Here is a 19,897-nt window from a genome sequence, read left to right as displayed (position 1 = left end):
CGGCGGCACGACATACGGACGACGACATACGGACGACACTGCGAACGTGGAGGTAGGGCATGCGCGCGATCCGGGTACAGGCCAACGGTGGGCCGGAGGTTCTGGAAGCAGCCGAGATCGAGGATCCGACCCCCGCAGCGCAGCAAGTCCTGGTCGACGTCGCCGCCTGTGGCGTGAACTTCATCGACACCTACCAGCGCAGTGGGGTTTACGAGGTCCCGCTCCCGTTCACACCGGGTTCGGAAGGTGCGGGCACGGTCCGCGAGGTCGGTGCGGGGGTTACGGGGCTCGCCCCGGGTGATCGGGTGGCGTGGGCGATGGTCCCCGCCGGCTATGCCGAGCGCGCGGTGGTACCGGTGAGCAAAGTCGTGCGGGTGCCCGAGGGAATCGACAACCGGACGGCCGCCGCCATGATGTTGCAGGGCATGACCGCGCATTATCTGGTCTCCTCGACCTATCCGGTGCGGACCGGTGACACCGCCCTGGTGCACGCCGCGGCAGGCGGTATGGGCCTGTTGCTGACTCAACTGATCAAGGCGCGCGGCGGCAATGTCATCGGCACGGTCTCCACGGCAGCCAAGGAGAGGCTGGCACGCGAAGCGGGGGCCGACGAGATCATCCGCTACACCGAGGCGGATGTGGCCGAGCAGGTCCGCAGTCTCACCGATGACCGTGGTGTCGACGTCGCCTATGACGGCGTCGGCAAGGACACCTTCGAGGCGAGTCTGAACAGCCTGCGCCCGCGCGGCATGTTCGCGCTGTTCGGTGCCGCCAGCGGGCCGGTGCCGCCGGTCGACCCACAGCGACTGAACTCGGCCGGTTCGGTCTTTCTCACCCGGCCGACCCTGGCCCACCACATCCTGACCCGCGAGGAACTCGACTGGCGCGCGGGGGAGATCTTCGATGCGGTCACTCGCAAGGACCTGGCCATCCGGGTCGGCGGGACGTATCCGCTGGCAGAGGCCGCGCGGGCGCACGAGGATCTCGAAAGCCGCCGCACGACCGGCAAACTGCTTCTGGAGCCGTGACGAGAGCACCGAGTTGGCGTGCACGGAACTTTCGCCCCTTCCACGTGAGTGAGAGTTCCGCTCACCACCGGTCTCACCACACCGGGGGCCAGCCGAGTACCGGCAGGCTCAGCGCCGAATCCACGGCCAGCGCCACGCACACGATCATCAGGTAGGTGTTGGACATGTGGAACAGCCGCATCGGCTTGGCGGGCTGTCCTTGTCGGGTCATCACGTGCAGGCGGTGGGCCAGGAACAGAAACCATCCGCCCGCGAGTACGGCGAACACCGCGTACAGCCAGCCTGCCGCCGGCACCAGCAGCAGCGTCCACAGCACCATGAGCCAGGTGAAGGACACGATCTGGCGCGAGACATGGGTCGGACGTGCCACCACCGGCAGCATCGGAACACCGGCACGCTCGTAGTCGTCCTTGTACTTCATCGCCAGTGCCCAGGTGTGCGGCGGTGTCCAGAAGAAGACGATCCCGAACATCGCGATCGCGGGCCAGTCCACTCGACCCGTCACGCTCGCCCAGCCGATCACCACGGGCATACATCCGGCCGCTCCGCCCCAGACGATGTTCTGGGCGGTACGCCGCTTCAGGAACAGGGTGTAGACGAGGACGTAGAACAGGATCGTGCCCACTGCGAGCGCAGCGGCCAGCAGGTTCGTCGTGGCCCACAACCAGCCGAAGGAACCGGCCCCGAGGGCGATACCGAACACGAGCGCGTGCCGCGTCGAGACGGTGTGCCGTACCAGCGGTCGTGCCCTGGTGCGTTTCATCATCTGGTCGATGTCGGCGTCGGCCACGCAGTTGAGCGCATTGGCACTGCCCGCCGCCATCGTCCCGCCGAGCAATGTCGCGAGCACCAGCCACGGAGACGGGATCCCGCGAGCGGCGAGCAGCATCGCGGGGATGGTGGTCACCAGCAGCAACTCGATGACCCGCGGCTTGATCAGACCGGCATAGGCCCGAAGCAGCTCGCCGGGACGGCGCGCATATCCGCTTTCGGGGGTGTCGACCGCGGCGGTCACGGTGCCGCACACACAGACAGCCGAGGATCACCGAACGGCATGGAACTCCTTGGTCGCTCCGCACAAGGCCCGGACGCCGGATCGCACCCAACCGGGTCCTGCGGAATGGTAGTCGCGCTACTGGCACAGCTCTTGGTCGGGTGTCACCGAGGACGGGTCGACGCCTGCCCGATCAGCACGACTAGGCTGCACCCGGACGAGGGATAACCGCGGTACGAATCGGTTAAGATGAACCTGATTCACCGCGTCGAGGGAGACTGGAGCTGCGAGGCATGTCCGTAACAGACGATCTTGCCCGCCTGACCACCAAACGGCTTCCCGCGGACTGGACCGAGCTGGACCAGCGCGCCGTGGACACGGTCCGGGTACTGGCCGCCGATGCCGTCGAGAAGTGCGGAAGCGGACACCCCGGAACCGCGATGAGCCTGGCGCCTGCTGCCTATGCGCTGTTCCAGCGCGTCATGCGGCACGATCCCGGTGACGCGAGCTGGATCGGCAGGGACCGCTTCGTGCTGTCGGCCGGCCACTCGAGCCTGACCCTGTACCTACAGCTCTTCCTGTCGGGCTACGGACTGGAACTGGAAGACATCCGGCAACTGCGGACGTGGGGATCGAAGACACCGGGCCACCCCGAGTTCGGCCACACCCGGGGCGTGGAGACCACGACGGGACCGCTGGGCCAGGGACTGGCCAATGCCGTGGGCATGGCCATCGCCGCCCGGCGTGAGCGCGGCCTGCTCGACCCGGAGGCCGAGCCGGGCCAGAGCGTCTTCGACCACCAGATCTACGTGATCGCCTCGGACGGCGACATCGAGGAAGGCGTCACCTCGGAGGCCTCGTCGCTGGCCGGTACCCAGCAACTGGGCAACCTCACGGTGCTCTACGACGCCAACGAGATCTCCATCGAGGACGACACCCACATCGCGCTGTCCGAGGACACCGCCAAGCGCTACGAGGCCTACGGCTGGCACGTGGTCACCGTCGACGGCGGTGAGGACGTGGCAGGCCTGCTCGACGCGCTGGAGGCCGCCCGCGCCGAGACGGACCGGCCGAGTCTGGTCGTGCTGCGCACGGTCATCGGCTATCCCGCGCCGACCAAGATGAACTCCGGCAAGGCGCACGGCGCCGCGCTCGGCGCCGAGGAGGTCGCCGGGGTCAAGGAGGCGCTGGGCTTCGACCCGCAGCAGTCCTTCCAGGTCGACGACGAGGTCCTGGCACACGCCCGCACGGTCGCCGAGCGGGGCAAGGCCGCCCACGAGAAGTGGCAGATCGCCTTCGACGCGTGGGCGGACGAGAACCCGCAGCGCAAGGCGCTGCTCGACCGCATGCGCGCCCGTGAGCTGCCCGCCGGGTGGTCGGAGAAGCTGCCGAGCTGGGAGCCCGACGGCACGGGCATCGCGACCCGCAAGGCCTCCGCCGAGGTCCTCGCCGCCTTGGCCGACGTGCTGCCCGAGCTGTGGGGCGGCTCGTCCGACCTCGCCGAGAGCAACAACACCACGATGAAGGGCGCGGACTCGTTCGGCCCGGAAAGCATCTCCACCGAGATGTTCTCGGCACAGCCCTACGGCCGCACGCTGCACTTCGGTGTCCGCGAGCACGCGATGGGCTCGATCCTCAACGGCATCGCGCTGCACGGTGGCACCCGCCCCTATGGCGGTACCTTCCTGATCTTCAGCGACTACATGCGACCGGCCGTGCGGCTCGCCGCGCTGATGCACACTCCGGTCGTCTACGTCTGGACACACGACTCGATCGGCCTCGGTGAGGACGGCCCGACCCACCAGCCCGTCGAGCAACTGTCCTCGCTGCGGGCCATCCCCGGCCTGGCGGTGGTGCGCCCGGCCGACGCCAACGAGACGGCCGCCGCGTGGAAGGCCGTGCTGGAGGACTCCAGCGGCCCGGCGGGACTGGCTCTGACCCGTCAGGGGGTGCCGACGCTGGAGGGCACCGACACCGAGGGAGTGGCCAAGGGTGGCTATGTGCTGACCGAGGCTTCTTCGGGTACCCCCCGAGTGGTGCTCATCGGTACGGGCTCCGAGGTGCAGTTGGCGGTGGAAGCCAGGAAGATTCTCGAAGTGGAGGGCGTTGCCACTCGTGTGGTCTCGATGCCCTGTGTGGAGTGGTTCGATGCGCAGGATGCGGCCTACCGGCAGCACGTGCTGCCATCGGAGGTCCGCGCCAGGGTTGCCGTCGAGGCGGGTGTCGCACAGTCCTGGCACCGGTTCGTCGGTGACGCGGGCGAGGTCGTGTCCCTGGAGCACTTCGGCGCCTCGGCTGACTACAAGACTCTGTTCCGGGAGTTCGGCTTCACCGCCGAAGCCGTGGCCGACGCGGCACGGCGGAGCCTGGGTCTCGCCCAGGCAGGCTGAGCGAGGCTGCTGAAGCGACTCGACCCGGAACGGACACCGACGCTGCGAGCGGAGGGAACAAAGTGACCAGCAACAACAATCTCAAGGCGCTGAGTGACGCGGGGGTGGCCGTCTGGCTGGATGACCTGTCCCGCCAGCGGATCACCTCGGGCAACCTCACGGAGCTGATCAACGACTACGAGCTCGTGGGAGTCACCAGCAATCCGACGATCTTCGCGAAGGCCCTGTCCAACGCCGAGGACTACGACGACCAGGTTCGCGGGCTCGCGCAGCGCGGGGCGAGCGTGGACGAGGCGACACGCGAGATCACGACCACCGACATCCGCGACGCTGCCGATGTGTTCCGCGGTGTGCATCAGCAAACCGGTGGTGTCGACGGGCGGATCTCCCTGGAGGTCGACCCGCGGCTGGCCCACGACACCGAGCGCACCGTGGCCGAGGCACAGGATCTGGCCAAGGCCGTGGATCGTCCGAACCTGTTCATCAAGATCCCGGCCACCCTCGCGGGTCTGCCCGCCATCACCCGCACGCTCGCCGAGGGCATCAGCGTCAACGTCACGCTGATCTTCTCGGTGGAGCGCTACCGTGACGTGATGGACGCCTTCATGGCCGGTTTGGAACAGGCCCAGGCCAACGGCCACGACATCAGCCGGATCATGTCCGTGGCCTCGTTCTTCGTCTCCCGCGTGGACACGGAGGTCGACAAGCGGCTGAACTCCCTCGGCAACGAGGACCTGCTGGGCAAGGCGGGCATCGCCAACGCACGGCTGGCCTACGCCGCCTACGAGGAGGTCTTCGCAGGCGAGCGCTGGAAGAAGCTGCAGCGGGCCGGTGCGAAGGTGCAGCGTCCACTGTGGGCCTCCACCGGTGTCAAGGACCCGGCATACTCCGACACCAGCTATGTCGAGGAACTGGTGGCGCCGAACACGGTGAACACCATGCCGGAGGCCACGCTGTACGCGGCCGCCGACCACGCCGACGTGCAGGGCGACAAGGTGAGCGGGACGGCTGCAAGCGCGCAGCAGGTCTTCGACTCGCTCACCGAGGCCGGGGTCGACCTCGACGACGTCTTCGTCGTACTCGAGCGTGAGGGCGTGGACAAGTTCGAGAAGTCCTGGGACGAACTGCTGCAGACGGTCAGCGACCAGCTCAGCCGGGCTAAGTAGCTCCCACGGCCGCCGCACCCGTCTCCGTACCACGCTCTTCGGCGGGACGAGGACGGGTGCGGCGCCCCTGCCAGTGTTGAAACATCGACCTGAAGGAATCACATGGCAGCCGAAACTTCAGTCGAGATCACCGACCAGGCGCTGGCAACGGCCGCGGATCCGGTGGTCCGGCAACTGGTCACCGAAGGAATGGCGAGCAAGCTGGCAGCCCAGGACCCCACGCTGTGGGGGCCGGACGCCGAGAGCGAAGCAGCCGTCCGCTTGTCGTGGACGACCCTGCACGACAGTTCCCGTCCGCTGCTGGCCGAGATCGACGCGTTGCGCGCGGAACTGCACTCCGAGGGCCTGGACCGGATCGTGCTCGCTGGCATGGGCGGCTCATCGCTGGCGCCCGAGGTGATCACCGCCACCGCCGGTGTCTCCCTGGTGGTCCTCGACACCACCGACCCGGGCCAGGTCGCCGACGCACTGTCCGGTGACCTCGACCGGACGGTCCTGGTGGTGTCGTCGAAATCCGGCACCACCCTGGAAACGGACAGCCACCGTCGCTTGTTCGAGCAGGCTTTTTCCGAAAACGGAATCGATTCGGCTTCCCGGATCGTCGTCGTCACCGATCCGGGCTCGCCGCTGGAGGAAACCGGTAAAAACGCCGGTTACCGCAAGATTTTCACCGCCGATCCCCATCTGGGCGGGCGCTACTCCGCGCTGAGCGCCTTCGGCCTGGTTCCCGCCGGACTCGCGGGCGCCGACATCGCGACCCTGCTCGACGACGCCGCCGACGCATTCGCCGCGCTCAGCGCCGACGAGGCCGACAACCCGGCGCTGCGCCTCGGCGCGGCCCTTGCCGCGGCTCACTCGCAGGGCGCGGAGAAGGTCGTGCTCACCGATACCGATTCGGGGCCGGTCGGATTCAGCGACTGGGCAGAACAGCTCATCGCCGAGTCCACCGGAAAGAACGGAACCGGGCTGCTGCCCGTGCCCGTGGAGAATACCCGGGCTTCCGGATTCGCCAACGCGGGTCGCGATGCCACCACAGTGGCGGTGGGTCTCCCGGAAGGCACCGCACAGGCAAGCACCACCGGACCGCTCGGCGGGCTGTTCCTACTCTGGGAGTTCACCACCGCCGTCGCCGGGCGATTGCTGGGCATCAACCCGTTCGACCAGCCCGACGTCGAGGCCGCCAAACAGGCCGCGCGGGTGCTGCTGGACGACCCGGCCGGTGGCCCCGTGTCCACCCCCTCCCTCCTCGACGGTGCCATCGAGGTGCACGCCGTGGGTGATTGGCTCTCCCCCGGTGTCGGCACCGTCAGCGAGGCCCTCCGGGTGTTGCTCGCGACCGCACCGGATACCGGGTATCTCGCGATACAGGCCTACCTGGACCGCCTCGACGACGCCTCGACCACGGTGCTGCGGCCGGAACTGTCCCGCCGCACCGGTCTGCAGACCACCTTCGGCTGGGGACCGAGGTTTCTGCACTCGACGGGCCAGTACCACAAGGGCGGCCACCAGAACGGTGTGTTCCTGCAGATCACCGGCGAGCCCGAAACCGACCTGCCCGTTCCCGGCCGGCAATACACGCTGGCGGCTCTGCAGCGTGCCCAGGCACTCGGCGACGGCCAGGTACTGGCACAGAACAACCGTCCGGTCCTGCGCTTGCACCTGACCGAGCGGGCTGCCGGACTGGTGGAACTCGTCAAGGCCATCCAGGATCTTCGTGAGGCGGGACCCGACCAGGGCACCGGAAAGGACAGAACGTGAGTTCGGCAGGGCACAACCCACTGCGTGATCCACGGGACAAGCGTCTGCCGCGCATCGCAGGCCCCTCCGGGCTGACGATCTTCGGGGTGACCGGCGACCTTTCCCGGAAGAAACTGATGCCTGCGATCTATGACCTGTCCAATCGGGGTCTGCTGCCGCCGGGCTTCGCGCTGACCGGTGTCGCCCGGCGCGAGTGGGAACATCAGGATTTCGGGCAGATCGTCCACGACGCGGTCAAGGAAAACGCCCGCACACCGTTCCACCAGGACGTATGGGACCGGCTGGCCGAGGGCATCCGCTTCGTACCGGGCAGCTTCGACGACCCCGGCACCTTCGACCGGCTCGCCGAGACGGTCAAACAGCTCGACACCGAGCGCGGCACCGGTGGCAACCACGCTTTCTACCTCTCGGTACCACCGTCGATGTTTCCCACGGTGCTCAGCCAGCTCTCCCGCTCGGGCTTGACCGAGCAGGCCGAGGACCAGTGGCGACGCGTGGTCGTCGAGAAGCCGTTCGGTCACGACCTGGAAAGCGCCCGGGAACTCAATCGCCTCGTCAACGAGGTGTTCCCCGAGGAGTCGGTGTTTCGCATCGACCACTACCTCGGCAAGGAGACGGTCCAGAACATCCTGGCCCTGCGCTTCGCCAACCAGATGTTCGAGCCGCTGTGGAACGCCCACTACGTCGATCACGTCCAGATCACCATGTCCGAGGACATCGGCCTGGGCGGGCGTGCCGGTTACTACGAGGGCATCGGCGCGGCCCGCGACGTCATCCAGAACCACCTGCTGCAACTGATGGCGCTGACCGCGATGGAGGAACCGGTGTCGTTCTCCCCGGGCAACCTCCGCGCGGAGAAAAGCAAGGTGCTCTCGGCCACCAAGCCGGTCGGGCCGTTCTCCGAGACCACCGCGCGCGGCCAGTACACCGGTGGCTGGCAGGGCGGCGAGAAGGTGCCGGGCCTGCACGAGGAAAGCGGCTTCACCCCCGACTCCACGACGGAGACTTTCGCGGCGATCACGCTGGAGATCGAAAGCAGGCGCTGGGCCGGGGTGCCGTTCTACCTGCGCACCGGTAAGCGCCTGGGGCGCCGGGTCACCGAGATCGCGGTGATGTTCAAGCGAGCACCGCACCTGCCCTTCGACAACACGATGACCGAGGAACTCGGGCAGAACGCCCTGGTGATCCGGGTTCAGCCGGACGAGGGCGTGACCATGCGGTTCGGGTCGAAGATCCCGGGCACCTCCATGGAGGTGCGGGACGTGACGATGGACTTCGGCTACGGCCACTCCTTCACCGAGTCGTCCCCGGAGGCCTACGAGCGACTGCTGCTCGACGTCCTGCTCGGGGAACCCTCGCTGTTCCCGGTCAACGAGGAAGTCGAGCTGTCCTGGCAGATCCTCGATCCCGTGCTGGACCACTGGGCCTCGCACGGAGGCCCCGAGAAGTACAAAGCTGGAAGCTGGGGGCCACCATCGGCCGATACGATGCTGGCCCGTACCGGACGTGCCTGGAGGCGGCCGTGATCGTCGATCTTCCCTCCACCACCACCTCGCAGGTCAACAAGAAACTGGTCGAGCTGCGGGAGTCCGGTGGTGCCGTCGCGCTCGGCAGGGTGCTGACGCTGGTCATCGTCACCAGCGACGGCGCGGAAGTCGAACCGGCACTGCAGGCGGCCAACGACGCCAGCCGCGAGCACCCGGCACGGGTGATCGTGGTGGCGGCGGGTGCCCGGCAGGCGGCGGCTCGGCTGGATGCGCAGATCCGGATCGGCGGGGATGCCGGCGCCTCCGAGGTCATCGTGCTGCGGCTGTACGGACCGCTGGCCGACGAGGGTGCGGGCTCGGTGGTCCCGTTCCTGCTGCCGGACACCCCGATCGTGGTGTGGTGGCCCAGCGATGCGCCGGACTATCCCGCCAAGGACCCGATCGGGGCCCTGGCACACCGCAGGATCACCGACTCGGCCGCCGAAGAGGATCCGATCGGGGCGCTGCGGGCCCGGGCCCGCTCCTACGTCGACGGCGACACCGACCTGGCATGGACGCGATTGACGTCGTGGCGGGCACTGCTGACGGCCTCGCTGGATCTCCCGCCGTTCGAACCGATCACGGCCGCCACCGTCACCGGAGCGGGCTCCTCACCCTCGACGGACCTGCTCGCCGCGTGGCTGGCGAGTTATCTGGAGATCCCGGTGCGGCGGGTGGAACATTCGCGTGGTCCCGGGATCGTCTCGGCGGTTCTCGAACGGCCTTCCGGCAACGTGGAGATCGTGCGACCGGACGGCAGGAGTGGGACCCTGACCCAGCCGGGTCAGCCGGATCGCACGGTGGCTCTGCACCGGCGGGATCTGCGGACCTGTCTGGCCGAGGAACTGCGCAGGCTGGATCCGGACGAGGTCTACGAGAACACGCTGCCGGGACTGACCGACATCGTGCGCGGCGAGGAACCGCAGGAGACAGGTACCCAAGAAGCCCCGGAGCAGGCGGAACAGGCGGAGCAGCACACATGAGCCGTAACGATGTCGTCATCCAGGACAACGGCGATGTGCTCGCCGCGGCCACGGCGGCCCGATTGATCACCCGATTGGTCGACGCGCAGACCGCACACGGGGTGGCCTCGGTGGTACTGACCGGCGGTGGAATCGGCATCAAGGTTCTCGAGCAGGTCCGGGTCTCCCCCGCCCGCGATGCGGTGGACTGGTCCCGTGTCGAGGTGTACTGGGGCGACGAGCGGTTCCTGCCGGACGGCGATCCCGAACGCAACGAGACCCAGGCACGCAGGGCGCTGCTGGATCACGTGGATGTCGATCCCGAGCGGGTGCATCCGATGGCTCCCTCCGACGGGAAGTTCGGCGACGATGCCGACGAGGCCGCAGCGCACTACGCGGAGGTCCTGGCCACCATCGCCGAGGGCGCCTCGGACATCGCGGTGCCCTCCTTCGACGTCCTGCTGCTGGGCATCGGCGAGGAGGGCCACACGGCGTCGCTGTTCCCGGACACGCCGTACGTGCGGGAGTCGCAGCGGACCGTGGTGGGGGTCCACGACTGCCCGAAGCCACCACCCACCCGGATCTCGCTGACCCTGCCCGCGATCCGGGCGGCCTCCGAGGTGTGGTTGGTGATCTCGGGCGAGGGCAAGGCCGAGGCGGTGTCCTCGGCGCTGGCCGGGGCCGACCCGGTCGACATCCCGGCGGCGGGCGCCCACGGACGCGAGCACACCCGCTGGCTGCTGGACCGGGCGGCGAGTCCGCCGTGAGTCCCGCAGGAGGCCTGCGGTCTCTGCCCGGCACCACCAACGCCTGAGCGAGCGCATCCTCGACCGAATCGGGCCCCGTGCGGGAAACCGGCAAGCCGGTGATCGTCACTCCAGCTTGGGCAAGGCGACTCGCCGGAGTGCCCAGCCGAGCTGTACCGGTGTCGTGGCCTGCGTTGACGTGCACTCCGTCCCGGCTCTTCTCCGGACCTCGTGTGTGAGCCGGTTTCTCGTCGGCGACAGTTCTACGGTGATCACTTCGCGAAGTCCTGGCCGAGGACCCGTATCGGGTTTCGCTGTTACTCCGTCCGGATCTTTTCATGTTCGCCGCTCCTGCCGCCTCGGTTCCGCCGCTCGGAGAAGCGGCGCACCACCTCGGCGACGGCACCGAGCGTGATTCCCACGGCCACCGATAGCAGCAGGGTCAGCCACGGCTTGCCCGAGAACACCTCGCCGAATGCCACGGTCGTGCCCACGTAGTATCCCGCCCACATGACGACAGCGACCACGTCGGCGGGGATGAAGCGGCGCCACGGTACTTGCAAAGTTCCCGCAGCGAACATCACCACAGTGCGGCCGCCGGGAAGAAACCGTCCGCCGATGATGATGACGTTGCGGTGCCGATGCATCCGTCGACGTGCCCAATCCAGGCGTTCCCGAGACCTCTCGCTCCGAAAGAGCCAGTTGACCAGGCGTCCGCCGCCGTGCTGACCGATCAAGTACAGGATGTTGTCGCCGACCAAGGCCCCGACGATGGCAGCGGCGGCCACTCCCACCACCCACAGATCGCCGCGCAGGGCAGCCAACGTCGCGGTGATGATCACGGTCTCGGCAGGCACGATGCCGATGATGTCGAGAACGGCCAAGGCCGAGATCACAGGATAGGTGACCGGCGACCCGGAGATCCACTGGGTGATGAAGTCAAACACTCATACGCGTACCCGTCTTGCGCGGCCGCGAATTGCGGTCGCGCCGTGCTGCCGACAATGCCGCCTCGTCGATCATGACCGTGGCCGGGCACACCGTCGGTGCAGGCGTGCCTTTAGGGTTCGGAGAAGCTGGTGGCCGCCTGGCGGGCGCGGGTGATGCGCTCGTACCCCTCCAACCTGCGAAACAGCCCCCGCGAGGTGCGGCTGACGCTGTTGGCCGCGTTGGACTTTTGGTGTAAAAACACGGCCTACCGTCCGATCATGCACGCCCTGGAGCTGCTGCAGCGCTACCGCGACCACGCGGCACGCGGTGGGCTTGACGGAATCGCTCTTCTCGGCGCGTCCACGATCCACTCACCAGCCTTAGCACAACAACCGGCCGTTATCACCGCAGCAAGCATCCGAAACGTCCCGATATACAGGCGGATCCGCATCATCATGCGATCACGCCACATCGACTGTTCAGGAAACTGGACGCCGTAGCGCCACTCACAGTTCCGCTGCTACTCAAGCCCTCCCTCGGGCTCGCCTTTCCGCCGCTGCGGGCCCGTACCCGCGCGGATGGCGGCCAGGATTACGGCTCGGTGCGGTGGGTATCCGCTCTGCTGGAGGCACCGGGGATCGCGTGGCCGGACAACCGGCTGTGAAACGCATCGCCTCACCCCGGTGCCCTGCCTCGGCGGTGGCCGCAGCGCATACCCACCCGCGCTTGCGGCCACCGCCGCCACCAAGCAGCACCAGGATGGCGAGTCCTCGTGATCGGCAGGCCCGCGGTCGTCGCCGGGCGGGCTGTTCTTCCACTGGCGATCCCGGCTGTGTTGCTCCATGCTGGCCCGGCAGGGTTTTCGTCCGGCGTTGACACCATGGCCCGGGATCGGGGCCGCTGACACGCGCCCGGGCAGTGCCCCTGCACGATCCGGCGGCAGGGCCCGGCACGGTGGTGCGCACACTCTTGCCCGAGGGCGCATCCGGGAAGAGACGTGATACAGCGGGTCCTGCCGCCGCTCCCTGACTCGGTAGCCGGTGGGGTGTGGCTGCCGGGATGCGGGCCAGACCTTCAGCGGCCTTGGGGTGTGTGTCCGCAGACACGCGCGCTTCTGGGCGGGTTTTCTCTCCAGTGCCTGCCCAGAAGCGCGCCCCGTGCCAACCGTGCATGTGAGTGGCTAGAGCAGGGGAAGCAGATCCGGCTCGTTCTCCTCGAGGCTGCGACGGCCCGGACTTCAGGACATGGGCAGAAGGCACCGGGGGCTCGGCTGGCGAGTTCGGCTTCGGTGGGCCAGGCTGGCCGGGGCGGGGCCTTGCCTTGAGGATGTCGAGCTGGATCGTCGTTCCCGCCTCGGGCGAGCTCCGCTCTTGGCTGCGGGGTGGAGTGGCTCGGGATGGTGTGCCATCTGTCTGTGGTGGGAGTCTGTGCGCCCGTCACGACAATGGGGCACGCTCTGTCGCGGGCCTGGCTCGCCTGGCCGGGAGAGGCCGGGTGAAGTCTGTCCGGCACTGCCCGGGGGCCGGTGCCGATGGTGCGCACACGGGAAGGATTTCGGATGGCGTCCGCGGAATTCGACGGGGAACGTGTCGTGGTGGCGGTCGACGGGTCGGAGGCTTCCAAGGCCGCGTTGCACTGGGCGGTGCGGTACGGCCGGAAGACAGGGGCCACGGTGCGTGCGGTGACGGTCTGGAGGGCTGGTGTTCCGTTCCAGGGAGGAATGCCCGCATCGGAAGAGTCCTACGAGCAGCAGGCGCGGGCCAACTTGGAGGCGACCCTGGGCGAGATCCGCACCAGTGGCCTGGAGATCCCGGTGGAGGCACGACTCGAGCGGGGGGAACCGGTCACGGTCCTGGTCGAGCAGGCCCAGCAAGCCGAGCTGCTGGTGTTCGGCGGCAAAGGGTACAACCCCGTGTCGGGGATGATCGCGGGCTCTCTGATCACACGGTCCCTGCATCATGCGCCCTGCCCCGTGGTCATCGTCGGACAACAGCAGGGGCCGGGACCACACTGAGCCGACACACTGCGCGAGCCCGCAGCCGAGTGCTTCCGGCCGAGGGTCTGGGTGCGGTCACACGGCACTGGGTAATTCCAAGAACACCGCGCGGAGGCAGACACGGCGATGACCACCGTGCGCGAACTGATGTCACCGACCCCAGAGTGCGCTCAAGCGCAGGAGGCGCTGGTCACGCTCGCGGCGAAGAGGCGCGATGCGGCTGGGGGGAGATCCGTGCCGATCTGCGATGAGGACCAGCGGCCCACCGGCATCCTGACCGACCGCGACATCGTGACCGGCTGCATCGCCGACGGCGGCACCCGCCGAGAGCGATGCCCATCGAGCCGGCTGTCGACCCACCGCAACACCGGAAAGCCCGCCGGAAGATCCCGGCAATGTCACCAGACAGGACACAGTAGAATGTAAATGTGCCCTGAACAGCGTTAACAGTGCTGCGCTTCCCCTTTTTCGGGGTAGCCGGTCGGCACCCTCACAAGCCCCTGTTCGGGGTTGGTTTCTCGCCCGACCGCCGGACGGCGGGGTCAGAACAATCCGGCCCGAATACCCGGGTGCTCGGCTGGCGCTGGCGGCCGGTGGGCCGCAGGCTGGCACGGGCGGAACGCCACTCGGAAAACGCCCGTCTGGAGCAGGCCGTTACCCACCCGGGTGGACTCCGCATCCGGCGGCGGGGTTCTCCGCAGCGATGCCTACGTCTTCGAGCTGGATCTCTTCAGAAAGACACCACAGTGCTGCAGCCCCGCAGCCGGGCCGACAATGTCGATTCCGGCCACGTTCGTGTGTCGTCCTCCTCCCATGCCCGGCCGCGGCGGCGCGGGCTGCCGGGCATGGAATCGAATGCCCAGCCCCCATGATCAACACCGTGGGTGCGGTCTAGACTCCCTCGCGTCACTCGTTCGCGCCCCCTGTTGACACGAGTGACCGCTGCGGTGTCTTGAACACGCTTCTTCCCCCACGTGTTCAGGACACCGCTCCATCGGCCCGGCCCCATCACACGCGCGGTTCCACGAAGAGCGTTCTGTGGGGTTCGGCTGATCCGGTCAAGCACCGGGGAGTCAAGGCCGCATGTTTCCCAGCAGCCTCTGTAGTGCCACGTCCTCATCGCGGGTGGCCAGCACCGTGTCGATGGTGCCGTGGGCGAGTTCGTCGGTCAGCGCGAGGATGTTGGTGGTGTCGGGGCGTAACTGTGCGGCCTGCTCGGACAGCATCTTGACGCGTGCTCGTTGGTCGTCTTCGAGGTCCAGGACCGACCAGCGGCGGGCTTGCTCGACGTAGATGTCGGCGAAATCGGCCTGCTCACAGTACAGCCGCCGCGCGCGGTCCAGCATGGCGTCGTCAAGCACGTGTGGCTTGGTCCGCGCCTGGGTCCAGCGTGGCGTACTGCTCGGCGCTATCGGCCAGGGCCTGGGCGACCATGCCCTCAAGGGTGGGCAGCATCGTGATCGGCTGGCCAATTCGGCTCGGTCATCCTCGCCTCTGCCTTCCCGTTTGCGCGATACCGGATCATCTGCCGATCCAGCCGTGGAAGTGCCACCGGTTGGGGTGTCCTGTTCGAGGGGTTCGTAGATGGCACGCGCGTCGGTGCCGGAAACCTGCATGTAAGTCCCCGGCTCATGCGTGGCGATGCCCGCGTCCGGAAACGTCATCCCGTCCCGGGGACCGGCGATGAGTTCGATTTCCGGTGTCATGCCGCTGCTGCGTCGGTGTAGCGCTGGCGGGCGGCTTCGCCGGAGGTGCCCAGCAAGGTGCCGATCGTGGCCCAGGAGTATCCGGTCTGGCGGGCGGTGGTCACCGCGGCCGCGAGTGCTGCTTCGGCGGCGGCGCGGTCGGCCACCGCTGAGCGCAGCTGTTCCAGCGGGCGCGGGTCACGCTGGTCGCCGGGCTCGGGGGCATAGGCCTCGAACCGGTCGGCCAGGGTCTCGGCGGAGTCGATGATCTGTTGCATGCTGCGGGGCACTGGGCTCACCTCCATCACAGGAACTTGACTCGGGCGCGCATGGCGTGGACGAGCACCGGTCCCTCGTTGCTGTCGACCACGCCGACCTCCAGCAGCCGGGCGGCGGTGTCCGGGCCGATGAGCATGGTCATGCCCTCGTCCATCTCCCAGGCGCTGATCGGGTTACGGACCGCGTGGCGCATGTCGGTGTCGGTGATCCCGTGTCGGCGGGCGCTGGGTAGGATCACGGGCTCGGCATGCGACACCATGCCAAGGTACCTTGCCACGCCCGATACGACAAGTTACCTTGCCAGGCTTCGAGGCACTGCACTTTCGTGCTGATCAAGCCGGGGTGCCTCGCCGTACGAGCCCCGCTCGGCCCGGTCACATGCGGCATCCTGGGACCATGACCGAGATGCGGTGGTGTCACTGGTGTGGATCCGTGCTCGACCCGCAGGCCGTGCTCTGGCGTCTGGCACTCGATCCGGTCACCGGCAGCGAGACCGTCCGCACCGCCTGCTCGAGCGAGCACCTGCACACCCCGCTCGATGGCGCGGCCACCCACACCGACAGCGACTGACGCGCACCAACGGTGGCAGGGCCAGCACGGGCGAGCTCGCCCTGCCACCGTGGCACGCACCGCGACGGCGAAAAAGGATGATAGGTCGCCGCAGTCTCGCTTACTCGTGTGCCTACACCCATGGTCGCGCGGGTGGGCTGCAGCGCAACCCGATGTGGGCAGGCCAGGATATTCGACCCCGGCGGCGGGGCGACAGCGCTGCGGCGTCTTTTCCGAAAAAGGACCTGCTCGACAACGCACACCTCGCTGCGGGACCCGCCACCGGGTGCGGAGTCCGCCCGGGTGGGTAACGGCCCCGCTTCAGGCGGGCGTGTCCGGGTGGCATTCCGCCCATCCCAGCCTGTAGCCCACCGGCCGAGATCGCTAGTCGAGCACGAGAGGCCGGCTGGAGCAGTCGCAGAACGGGTTCGGGGCGGCACTCGAGGATGTGCCGCCCCGAGCCCCGCAGAGCCCGGAGGTCAGCCGAGCGTGGGCACGCCAATCCGTGCGGCCTTCCTCGTCTCCTACCTGGTCGGCGTGCTCATGTCCTGCCTGCCGACGGGCTGAAGCAGGGATTTTTCCGTACCGAAGGAAGTTCATCAGGAGAGCAGTACTCCAGGGTAACTGACCGCCCCACGGTCTACGGAGGAGCGATACAGGACTTGGCGCCGAGCCGAATTCGTCGTGCGGGTGAGCGGGCCCGGTGGCGGGGCGGGCCCCGGGGTTGTGAACCCATCTCCCGCCACCGGGTGCGTCTCGGCGGGGACTGGCGGGCCGCCGAGACGGCTCTCTCGTGGCGCCTGTTCACGCTCTCGTGGGTCGAGCACGGCGCCGTGCCCGCATTGCCAAGACGGGCCGCCTCGGCCGGGACCGGCGACGGGGAGCCCAGCGCTGCCGGGCGACACATGGCGGACGTCGCCCGAAAATGCTGCACCACTTCGCCCCGCCCGGCCGCCGGGGTAGAGCTTGCCCGGGGACCAACGACGATCCAGACGAGTCTCCCCAGACACAACCCCACCTCGGCCAGCCTGAAGCCCGGCGGCCGAACTCGCCAGTCGAAAACCGCCGTGCCCTTATTGGAGGTAACACAATGGCGATCACCGCATCCGAAGCCCGCAAGAACCTGTTTCCGCTCATCGAGCAGGTCAACGACGATCGCACGCCCGTGGAGATCAACTCTCGTCGCGGTGATGCGGTCCTGGTCTCCCGCGAGGACTACGAAGCGCTGGAGGAAACCGCCCACCTGTTGCGCTCCCCGGCCAACGCTCGCCGCCTGTTGGAGAGCCTGGCCCAGGCACGCGGTGGCGAGCGCCACGAGCACCCACTGTCGCGATGAGGCTCGTCTTCACTCCGAACGGCTGGGAGGACTACAAACATTGGCTCGCTGCCGACCGAGCCACCCTCAAGCGCATCAACCGGCTCATCGACGACGTTCTTCGGGACCCGTTCGACGGGATCGGGGAACCCGAGCCACTGCGCCACGCCTTCGCGGGCAGCTGGTTCCGACGCATCAGCGAGGAGCACAGGCTCGTCCATCTCGCCGACGGCGACGACATCGTGATCCTGCAGGCCCGCTACCACTACCAATGACCAACCGAAGCCAGACACCGGCAAAGCTCGTCCGCGAACTCGCTGTCAGTCCTCGAACTCACGGTGCTTGAGCGCCCGCAGGAAACTCCCCCACCGCCGCTCGGAGAGCAACAACCGTGGCCCGGCGGGATCCTTCGAATCCCGCGCCGCCACCGCGCCCACCCCGAACGCCACCTCGACGCAGGCACCGTTGTTGACGCTACGACTGGATTTTCTCCACTGCGCGTTGCCGAAGAAGTCCGGCGACGACATCGGGGCCTCCTGATTAGGTCTCACCCAACAGTGACCTGATGAACGCGAGCGAGTCATCCGGTTGCAACGCTGTCTCCTGCACGTTCTTCGCTGCCATGGTATAAGAGCTCACCTGATCCGGGTCCTGGACATAGATGGCTCCGTCGAGTAGCTCGGTGTAGGCGATAGGACGGGCTTCCGCGAAATCCAGGATGAAAAACGACCCTCCCATCGCAGCGTGTGGACCGCTCTCGGGCTGTACGACCTGGATCGTGACGGTCGGGAGCGTGGCCTCGGCCAGTCGCGGAGCAAGCGCCCGGTAGAGCGTGCCGATCCCGCCGCGGGTGACCGCGTGCAGGTCCCGATGCACCAGTGCGATACGCATGATTGTCACCACCCGGTGTGCAGGCGTGTCTGGAATGTCTCCCACTGCGGTTGGAGCAGGGCCAGCCGCCGGGTCCGGAAGGCGCTCTCGGCCAGGTCAGTGTGCAAGCGCAGCTCGCGGGAGAGCACCATCGCCTGGTTGAGCACAAACGGCACTTCGATTCCCGCCTCGGCCACGTGGTGCTCGATGCGCTCCTGCGCGCCGGGTGTGGTGGCGAGCAGGGTGTGCAGCATCGCCAGGTCGAAGCCCGACAGAAACAGGCCGGTGAACTCGAAGTCCAGCAGCACGCATCCGCCGGAGGCGGCCAGCAGCAGGTTGGACGGCAGCGGATCGCCGTGGTTGGCCTGCCACGGCGGGGCCACGTCGGCGAGCAGGGCGTGCAAGGCCGCACGGTCGGCGGCATTGAAGAACCCGGCGCGGTGGTAGCGCTCCACGCGGTCGGAGTACTCGAACACGGGCGTCAACACTCCGGGCGGCGGGCGCCACTGGGCGAACGCGACAACAGTCTGCAGCACCGCCTCCAGCGTGGCCGGGTCCACCGGATCGGGGTAGCGCTCGGCGTCGACCACACAGCCGGGGATGTGCTCGAGGATCAACACCCGGTGCCCGTCGGTGTGCTCCAGTCTGGGCACCCGCACCGGTGGCCGATGCTCGCCCCAGGTTCGGTAAAGTCGAATTTCGTGGGCGAACTTGGCCCGCCAGAACTCCTCGTCGGTGCGCAGTACCTTGATCACCACAGGCCGCCCGTGCCGATGGCCGAGCGCGAGCAGAGACTTCTCCCCGGTACGCAACACTTCACCGACCACGGCGCCACCGAGGTCGACGTCAGCCAACTCACGCGACGCGCTGGTCATCGGTGTCCTCTCTGTGGAGGGTTACGGTCAGTGCCTCGATCAGGCCTGTTTCCGCGTCCGGGTTGCGCCAGGCGTGTTCGATCGCCTGGACCGAGTGCAGGTAGTAGTGCGGGTTCGGCGAGTGCCCGGTGGCCAGGCACCCGAGGACCTGCCAGTACATGATGCCGCTGTAGAGGCGGAACCGCGCCGACCGCGCCGTGGTGGCCGGCCACCGGGCCCACACGCGGCGCACCAAGCCACTGAAGTCCGCCATCGCCGCCGCCTCCTCGGCCACGGCACCGATCATGCTGCCCGCCTGCGGTACCCGGTGATAAACCACGGTCGGCTCGGGCAGCCGAGCGAAACGGTAGCCGTGCTCGCGGGTCAGGCGCAGCCAGAAGTCCCAGTCCTCGATCGCCGGTAGCGCCGGGTCCAGCCGAACTGTGGCAGGCCGACGCAGCACCGCGGTTGCACGGGGAACAGGTTGCACGCCTCCAGCAGCAGCGGATCGAATCCGACGTCCCACACCACTGCCCCACTCACAGGCAGGGCCGGGTCGATGCGGTGATCAGTCACCAGACACGTGGTGGCCACCCCGTCGAATTCGGTGGAGTCCAGCCCCGCAAGCGCCGTGGTCGTCGTGCTTTCCCTTGCCGACACGACGGCCGGGCAGCGGAAACGAATCGCTGCCCTGGTGGCTCCGCTCATCCTGGTGAGCCTCGCACTCCTCACCGCCGCCGGATCTGATCGAGCGGATGGTCCTCATCGACTTCTCAGGTCTACCCAGGTTGACCATGTGCGACGGCGTGCTCACGTCTTGAGTGCCGCTGTGCCGCAACACGCAGCTTC

Annotated in this window: 22 protein-coding genes; 13 read left to right on the top strand and 9 right to left on the bottom strand. The window is 68.0% G+C overall.

The annotated features are described in order from the left end of the window. The first annotated feature begins 59 nt into the window (after positions 1–59). On the top strand, positions 60–1,028 hold the full coding sequence (locus JOF55_RS17835) for a quinone oxidoreductase family protein (protein WP_310275699.1): 969 nt from the start codon (positions 60–62) through the stop codon (positions 1,026–1,028). 73 nt (positions 1,029–1,101) lie between these two features. Here the strand turns inward: JOF55_RS17835 and JOF55_RS17830 are convergent, their stop codons facing one another. Beyond that, complete coding sequence (locus tag JOF55_RS17830) at positions 1,102–2,043, bottom strand: heme o synthase (RefSeq protein WP_310275697.1); 942 nt, start codon at positions 2,041–2,043, stop codon at positions 1,102–1,104. A gap of 272 nt (positions 2,044–2,315) precedes the next feature. Between JOF55_RS17830 and tkt the strand changes: the two genes are divergently transcribed. The 6 genes from tkt (at position 2,316) to pgl (ending at position 10,591) form a co-directional block, all read left to right on the top strand. Continuing rightward, the gene (tkt, locus tag JOF55_RS17825) at positions 2,316–4,412 is read left to right on the top strand and encodes a transketolase (protein ID WP_310275695.1); all 2,097 of its coding nucleotides are present in this window, start codon (positions 2,316–2,318) and stop codon (positions 4,410–4,412) included. Between the two features lie 62 nt (positions 4,413–4,474). Further along, positions 4,475–5,578, top strand: a complete 1,104-nt coding sequence (gene tal, locus JOF55_RS17820) for a transaldolase (RefSeq protein WP_310275693.1) — start codon at positions 4,475–4,477, stop codon at positions 5,576–5,578. Between the two features lie 102 nt (positions 5,579–5,680). Continuing rightward, entirely contained in the window at positions 5,681–7,336 is a 1,656-nt protein-coding gene (locus JOF55_RS17815; RefSeq protein ID WP_310275691.1) for a phosphoglucose isomerase-related protein, read from the top strand. Continuing rightward, entirely contained in the window at positions 7,333–8,862 is a 1,530-nt protein-coding gene (gene zwf, locus JOF55_RS17810) for a glucose-6-phosphate dehydrogenase (RefSeq protein WP_310275689.1), read from the top strand. The genes JOF55_RS17815 and zwf overlap by 4 nt, the downstream gene beginning before the upstream one ends. Then, positions 8,859–9,845, top strand: a complete 987-nt coding sequence (gene opcA, locus JOF55_RS17805) for a glucose-6-phosphate dehydrogenase assembly protein OpcA (RefSeq protein ID WP_310275687.1) — start codon at positions 8,859–8,861, stop codon at positions 9,843–9,845. The genes zwf and opcA overlap by 4 nt, the downstream gene beginning before the upstream one ends. Further along, positions 9,842–10,591 (top strand): 6-phosphogluconolactonase, encoded by a 750-nt coding sequence (pgl, locus tag JOF55_RS17800; protein ID WP_310275685.1) that lies wholly within the window; start codon positions 9,842–9,844, stop codon positions 10,589–10,591. Before opcA ends, pgl begins: the two co-directional genes overlap by 4 nt. Positions 10,592–10,887: 296 nt before the next feature. Here pgl and JOF55_RS17795 read toward each other — a convergent pair whose 3' ends face one another. Beyond that, a complete protein-coding gene (locus JOF55_RS17795; protein WP_310275683.1) occupies positions 10,888–11,517 on the bottom strand; it encodes a DedA family protein in 630 nt (209 codons plus the stop codon). A 132-nt stretch (positions 11,518–11,649) separates the two neighbouring features. Here JOF55_RS17795 and JOF55_RS17790 point away from each other — a divergent pair, with 132 nt between their 5' ends. The 3 genes from JOF55_RS17790 to JOF55_RS17780 all read left to right on the top strand — a co-directional run bounded on the left by JOF55_RS17790 (position 11,650) and on the right by JOF55_RS17780 (position 13,922). After that, the gene (locus JOF55_RS17790; protein ID WP_310275681.1) at positions 11,650–12,000 is read left to right on the top strand and encodes a hypothetical protein; all 351 of its coding nucleotides are present in this window, start codon (positions 11,650–11,652) and stop codon (positions 11,998–12,000) included. Between the two features lie 1,058 nt (positions 12,001–13,058). Continuing rightward, positions 13,059–13,514 carry a universal stress protein gene (locus tag JOF55_RS17785; RefSeq protein ID WP_310275680.1) on the top strand — a complete coding sequence of 152 codons (456 nt, stop codon included), beginning with the start codon at positions 13,059–13,061 and terminating at the stop codon, positions 13,512–13,514. A 108-nt stretch (positions 13,515–13,622) separates the two neighbouring features. Then, positions 13,623–13,922, top strand: a complete 300-nt coding sequence (locus JOF55_RS17780; RefSeq protein ID WP_310275678.1) for a CBS domain-containing protein — start codon at positions 13,623–13,625, stop codon at positions 13,920–13,922. Between the two features lie 647 nt (positions 13,923–14,569). Here the strand turns inward: JOF55_RS17780 and JOF55_RS17775 are convergent. The 3 genes from JOF55_RS17775 to JOF55_RS17765 form a co-directional block, all read right to left on the bottom strand. Next, complete coding sequence (locus JOF55_RS17775) at positions 14,570–14,857, bottom strand: hypothetical protein (RefSeq protein ID WP_310275676.1); 288 nt, start codon at positions 14,855–14,857, stop codon at positions 14,570–14,572. 341 nt (positions 14,858–15,198) lie between these two features. Beyond that, positions 15,199–15,471 carry a hypothetical protein gene (locus tag JOF55_RS17770; RefSeq protein WP_310275674.1) on the bottom strand — a complete coding sequence of 91 codons (273 nt, stop codon included), beginning with the start codon at positions 15,469–15,471 and terminating at the stop codon, positions 15,199–15,201. A gap of 14 nt (positions 15,472–15,485) precedes the next feature. Then, positions 15,486–15,719 (bottom strand): hypothetical protein, encoded by a 234-nt coding sequence (locus JOF55_RS17765; protein WP_310275672.1) that lies wholly within the window; start codon positions 15,717–15,719, stop codon positions 15,486–15,488. Between the two features lie 137 nt (positions 15,720–15,856). Here JOF55_RS17765 and JOF55_RS17760 point away from each other — a divergent pair, with 137 nt between their 5' ends. The 3 genes from JOF55_RS17760 (at position 15,857) to JOF55_RS17750 (ending at position 17,599) form a co-directional block, all read left to right on the top strand. Beyond that, positions 15,857–16,030: a hypothetical protein gene (locus tag JOF55_RS17760; RefSeq protein WP_310275670.1), complete on the top strand. Its 174-nt coding sequence runs from the start codon at positions 15,857–15,859 to the stop codon at positions 16,028–16,030. A gap of 1,069 nt (positions 16,031–17,099) precedes the next feature. Next, a complete protein-coding gene (locus JOF55_RS17755) occupies positions 17,100–17,345 on the top strand; it encodes a type II toxin-antitoxin system Phd/YefM family antitoxin (RefSeq protein ID WP_310275668.1) in 246 nt (81 codons plus the stop codon). Beyond that, positions 17,342–17,599: a Txe/YoeB family addiction module toxin gene (locus JOF55_RS17750; RefSeq protein WP_310275666.1), complete on the top strand. Its 258-nt coding sequence runs from the start codon at positions 17,342–17,344 to the stop codon at positions 17,597–17,599. The genes JOF55_RS17755 and JOF55_RS17750 overlap by 4 nt, the downstream gene beginning before the upstream one ends. A gap of 45 nt (positions 17,600–17,644) precedes the next feature. Here the strand turns inward: JOF55_RS17750 and JOF55_RS17745 are convergent, their stop codons facing one another. Genes JOF55_RS17745 through JOF55_RS17730 form a run of 4 tightly spaced genes read right to left on the bottom strand, consistent with a single transcriptional unit; the run spans position 17,645 to position 19,538 of the window. Further along, entirely contained in the window at positions 17,645–17,851 is a 207-nt protein-coding gene (locus JOF55_RS17745) for a DUF397 domain-containing protein (protein ID WP_310275663.1), read from the bottom strand. A gap of 13 nt (positions 17,852–17,864) precedes the next feature. After that, positions 17,865–18,215: a Scr1 family TA system antitoxin-like transcriptional regulator gene (locus JOF55_RS17740; protein ID WP_310275661.1), complete on the bottom strand. Its 351-nt coding sequence runs from the start codon at positions 18,213–18,215 to the stop codon at positions 17,865–17,867. Positions 18,216–18,220: 5 nt separating this feature from the next. Further along, the gene (locus JOF55_RS17735; RefSeq protein WP_310275658.1) at positions 18,221–19,069 is read right to left on the bottom strand and encodes a phosphotransferase; all 849 of its coding nucleotides are present in this window, start codon (positions 19,067–19,069) and stop codon (positions 18,221–18,223) included. After that, the gene (locus JOF55_RS17730; RefSeq protein ID WP_310275656.1) at positions 19,050–19,538 is read right to left on the bottom strand and encodes a hypothetical protein; all 489 of its coding nucleotides are present in this window, start codon (positions 19,536–19,538) and stop codon (positions 19,050–19,052) included. The genes JOF55_RS17735 and JOF55_RS17730 overlap by 20 nt, the downstream gene beginning before the upstream one ends. Between the last annotated feature and the right edge of the window lie 359 nt (positions 19,539–19,897).

Source organism: Haloactinomyces albus (assembly GCF_031458135.1).
GTDB lineage: Bacteria > Actinomycetota > Actinomycetes > Mycobacteriales > Pseudonocardiaceae > Haloactinomyces > Haloactinomyces albus.
This window is presented reverse-complemented; position numbering and strand designations above follow the sequence as displayed.